The organism is Paraburkholderia sp. BL21I4N1, assembly GCF_002973525.1.
Lineage (GTDB): Bacteria > Pseudomonadota > Gammaproteobacteria > Burkholderiales > Burkholderiaceae > Paraburkholderia.
Genome location: NZ_PVEN01000047.1, coordinates 1 through 3655, shown reverse-complemented (window position 1 = coordinate 3655; position 3655 = coordinate 1). Strand labels below are relative to the sequence as shown.

Below are 3655 nucleotides of genomic sequence, written 5' to 3'. Positions count from 1 at the left end.
TTTTTTTACGACGCTCACGATCTGGTCATGCTGTGCTTCATGATGCATCGGGTTTTCTGGTGATCTGCGATGCCTTTTCCTAAGCGCGCTTCGTTACGCTGCAACGCGATTTAGCTCTATAGAACGACGGTTTTATATATTCCGCGTGTCCCATAACGTCCCAGCTTGGGACGGCACTACTGTCGTTCGTGCGAAGCAATTCGATGCTCTTTACAGGATTCGCAAACGCAGTTTTAAAGGTATAGCTCGACGTGCTCCATCACTTGCTGATGTGCTCGTATCGGATACACACGCTTTATTTACTGCGGTCGGCCAAGTTTGCTTTTCTGACGTTGGAAGTTTGTCGTCACGACCAGGAAAGGACCTAACACGCGACCTATGGAACGCGACCTATAGGTCGCGCTCAGAGGTGCGTGCAGAGCGAAAGTATTTTTGCGATCTCGCATGTTTGTGTCGTCGTGATGCCATGACGACACATGGTCACGTCGTCACGGCGACGTATGCGTACGGCGGTCGAGGTCTTCCAAAGTGTGGCCTTCTAATGGACCGTCTCTTCGCGCATCGCGCGCGTGGTTTGTTATACGTTTGTAGACGTTTGTAAACGACTCAAAGCCTTAACCAGCATGGGTTTGCTGGCAGCTATTCTGAGAAAAACCGGGTGAAACCTGAGAAAAACCGGGTGAGTCTGAGAAAAACCGGGTGTTATCCACACCCTGAGGTTTCCCAAAAAGTCTCAGAGAATTGGTTTTCTGAGGTAAATTATATGTCTCAGAATAACCCGGAAATTCTCAGGGATGAACACCAGAACCTTGTCAGTAAAGGAAGCCCGGCATTTGTCAGAGCGTCATGTGACGCTCCGTAATGACCTCGTTGCAGCGTCGCACGGCCTCAAAACGCTGGCAGAACAGCGCATCGTGAAGTCATGCGCGGCAAAGCTGGATTCCATTCGCCTCGACGAGGGCCGCTATAAAGTCAAGTTGACGGCCGCCGAGTACGCGGAAACGTTCGGCATCGATCCCACCACGGCCTATGAGCAACTGAAGGCCGTCTCAAAGACCTTGCTAGACCGTGTTATCAAGCGCGAAGAGCAGGGCCGCCGTGGCCTCAAGGTGCATCTCGACCACTGGGTTAGCGGCATCACGTATCACGAAGGCGAAGCATGGGTGGAGCTTCGCTTCAGCCATGAGGCCACGCCTTACCTCATGACGCTACGCGGCAACCATACGACTTACCTGTTGAAACAAGCCGCAGGTCTGCGCTCCATTTACTCCTGGCGACTGCTTGAGATGCTGATGCAGTTCAAGGACACCGGCTGGCGGCAAATTGACGTCGCTGATTTCGCCAAGGCAATGGACGCCAAACCAAGTCACGCAAAAGACTTCGCACAGTTGCGCCGCTGGGTCATCGAAGCTGCAGTCAAGGAACTGACCGAGAAAGACGGCTGGCTGATCGACTGGAAGCCCATCAAGGCAGGCCGCAAGGTCACCGCGCTACGTTTCGACTTCAAGCGCGACCCACAGGGACGACTCGACATGTGAAGGTTGCCCCTGTGCGGGGCGGCACCTAGGCCATGTCATCACGACTGCGCGTCGTCAAGACGACATGTCGTATCCCCTATTTACTCGACCGATAACCATTCGCGCATCTCTGGCGTGAGATAAAGACGCTGCGTTACTGCGTAGTCTGCAATGTGTTTCATCATCGAGGCTCGTAGGTTCAAGTCATAGTCGGCGAGGGCTTTCGCCCATAGCGGCGCCGGAAGTTCTTCGATGGCATAACGCAGTAACACCCCGACGTCTGCGTCCACGGCGCCGGTCATCAGGAAAGTCAGCAAAGCCTCCGGCGCCATGCTGCCGCTGTAGCTCGTCGCAGCACTTCTACATAAAGGCGAAAGAGCCTTGCTGAGATTCATCACATCCCCATCGACGGTGTATCAGTCACCCGCTCGGGCTTGCCGTAGTCATCGACCCATGCAGCGAGTTCGGCCAGGTCCTGCCCGCCGATGCGCTCCGACACGAAGGCCACGCCTTCGCGCAGATCCTTCACGAGGCCGCGGCGCCGCAACTGGTCAATCACATCGCCGGGACGGAGCTCAATATCGAGCGCCTTCGCCAGCTGGTCGCGCGGCATACCGTTGATGAGCTTCGCGCAGGTGGCAAGCGTGGCTTTTTCCATCGTCCGCATGGCCTGATGATGGGCTTCGTGTTCGGCGCGCGCCTGGGCGGCATAGCGCTCAGCGTCGGCCTTGGCAAACTGCGCACGGCCCTGCTCTGCCCTGGCCTGTTCCTCAGCCATCACGCCACGTTTGGCGCGTGCGTCAGCGTTCCGCACACTGTCCGCTACCTTGGCCTTGGCTTCGAGTGCCTGCAGCCGCGCTGCGTGTTTCTTGCGGTACTCTTCGAACGCCTTATCGTAGGCCTCCTGTTTGGCCTTGCCCGTCGCCGTCAGCCGCTCCAGCGGGCCGATTTCGGGCTTCGCGGGACGCTTTGGGACAGGTGGGGCCGGCGCATCGATGAGTCGACGGAAGCTTTTTAGCGCCGAATGTGTCGCTTGGGAGCCTCTGACGCCGCGCTGGAGACCAAGTGGCGCCAATGCCGCCGCGTAGCTGGACTGCCAGTCAACCAGCTTCTGGCGGGCCGTAAATTCCTTTGCGCACAGCCTCCCGTCCGGTGTGATGGGCGTGATGATGGCGTGCATGTGTGGGCTGGTCTCATCGAGGTGAAGCGTGACTGCGATGAGATTCTTGCCGTGTTCCTTCTTTAACCACTCGAGGGCGGCATTCGCCCACGTCTTCAGACGGCTCTTGTTCCATCCGCCATCCAGCGCAGCGAACGTGAAGTACTCCGGGCTCGCGGTCAGCACCTGCTCAACGGCAAGCACGGCATCCTTGCGGCGCTGCGCCGGAATGCGTGCGAGGACTCCACCGACCACCTCGGCAGCCGTCAGCGGGCCGAATCCGGAAACCGGTTTAATGTCCTGGTCTTGCTTTGCATGTGCTGGCGGAATGCTTCGATCGTTGTGTCCTGCCGCTGCGCGTAGATGCGCAATGTTGCGTAGCTTTTGTGTGCGGAGGATGGCGAACATGTCGAGCGGAGCGAGTGGATTTCGCTCGAAGTATCACTCACGATACTTTGCTTCGCAAAGCTCGTTCGACCACGACACTCCGCGTCGTGGTTTACCAGCCACACGTGCCCGGTTTTTGACGTGCGGAGCACGTCGGCTTGCAAGGCAGATGAGTGGATAGGTTCGCTGGCGCCCGCGTACCTATCCACCTCCCTGCCCTGCAAAACCACCGGCTCCGCCGGTGGGGTCGATGAAGGGTCGTCGCCATGATGATGGTCCTTCAACTTTTGCTGTCTGCCGACTGGTTCGCGTGGACTTGGATAACACTCGCGATGGCGGGTACTGCTGCTTCGGTATGAAGCCCTGCGCTATGCAGGATGCTGATAGACAGGACAATGGTCTTCAGCCAACGGTTGACTGCATCATGCAGTGTGTTGCTCATGGTTCTTCTCCAATGAAATGGGTTGTTGCGTAGTTATTTACTGTTTCAGGTGCGTTTTTTTTACGACGCTCACGATCTGGTCATGCTGTGCTTCATGATGCATCGGGTTTTCTGGTGATCTGCGATGCCTTTTCCTAAGCGCGCTTCGTT

4 protein-coding genes are annotated in these 3655 nt (G+C 57.0%); 1 reads left to right on the top strand and 3 read right to left on the bottom strand.

Annotation, left to right across the window (positions count from 1 at the left end):
* The first annotated feature begins 794 nt into the window (after nt 1-794).
* On the top strand, nt 795-1538 hold the full coding sequence (locus B0G83_RS37820) for a replication initiation protein (RefSeq protein ID WP_105512342.1): 744 nt from the start codon (nt 795-797) through the stop codon (nt 1536-1538).
* An 80-nt stretch (nt 1539-1618) separates the two neighbouring features.
* Here B0G83_RS37820 and B0G83_RS37815 read toward each other — a convergent pair whose 3' ends face one another.
* The 3 genes from B0G83_RS37815 to B0G83_RS38865 all read right to left on the bottom strand — a co-directional run bounded on the left by B0G83_RS37815 (nt 1619) and on the right by B0G83_RS38865 (nt 3505).
* Nucleotides 1619-1912 carry a hypothetical protein gene (locus tag B0G83_RS37815; protein WP_146120373.1) on the bottom strand — a complete coding sequence of 98 codons (294 nt, stop codon included), beginning with the start codon at nt 1910-1912 and terminating at the stop codon, nt 1619-1621.
* Nucleotides 1912-3084 carry a MobV family relaxase gene (gene mobV / locus B0G83_RS37810; protein ID WP_105512340.1) on the bottom strand — a complete coding sequence of 391 codons (1173 nt, stop codon included), beginning with the start codon at nt 3082-3084 and terminating at the stop codon, nt 1912-1914. Before mobV ends, B0G83_RS37815 begins: the two co-directional genes overlap by 1 nt.
* Nucleotides 3085-3343: 259 nt before the next feature.
* Entirely contained in the window at nt 3344-3505 is a 162-nt protein-coding gene (locus tag B0G83_RS38865) for a hypothetical protein (RefSeq protein ID WP_181157191.1), read from the bottom strand.
* Nucleotides 3506-3655 lie beyond the last annotated feature (150 nt).

Coding starts and splice junctions, on each gene's coding strand:
- B0G83_RS37820 (WP_105512342.1), top strand. CDS start 795: ATGAACACCAGAACCTTGTCAGTAAAGGAAGCCCGGCATTTGTCAGAG.
- B0G83_RS37815 (WP_146120373.1), bottom strand. CDS start 1,912: ATGAATCTCAGCAAGGCTCTTTCGCCTTTATGTAGAAGTGCTGCGACG.
- mobV (WP_105512340.1), bottom strand. CDS start 3,084: ATGTTCGCCATCCTCCGCACACAAAAGCTACGCAACATTGCGCATCTA.
- B0G83_RS38865 (WP_181157191.1), bottom strand. CDS start 3,505: ATGAGCAACACACTGCATGATGCAGTCAACCGTTGGCTGAAGACCATT.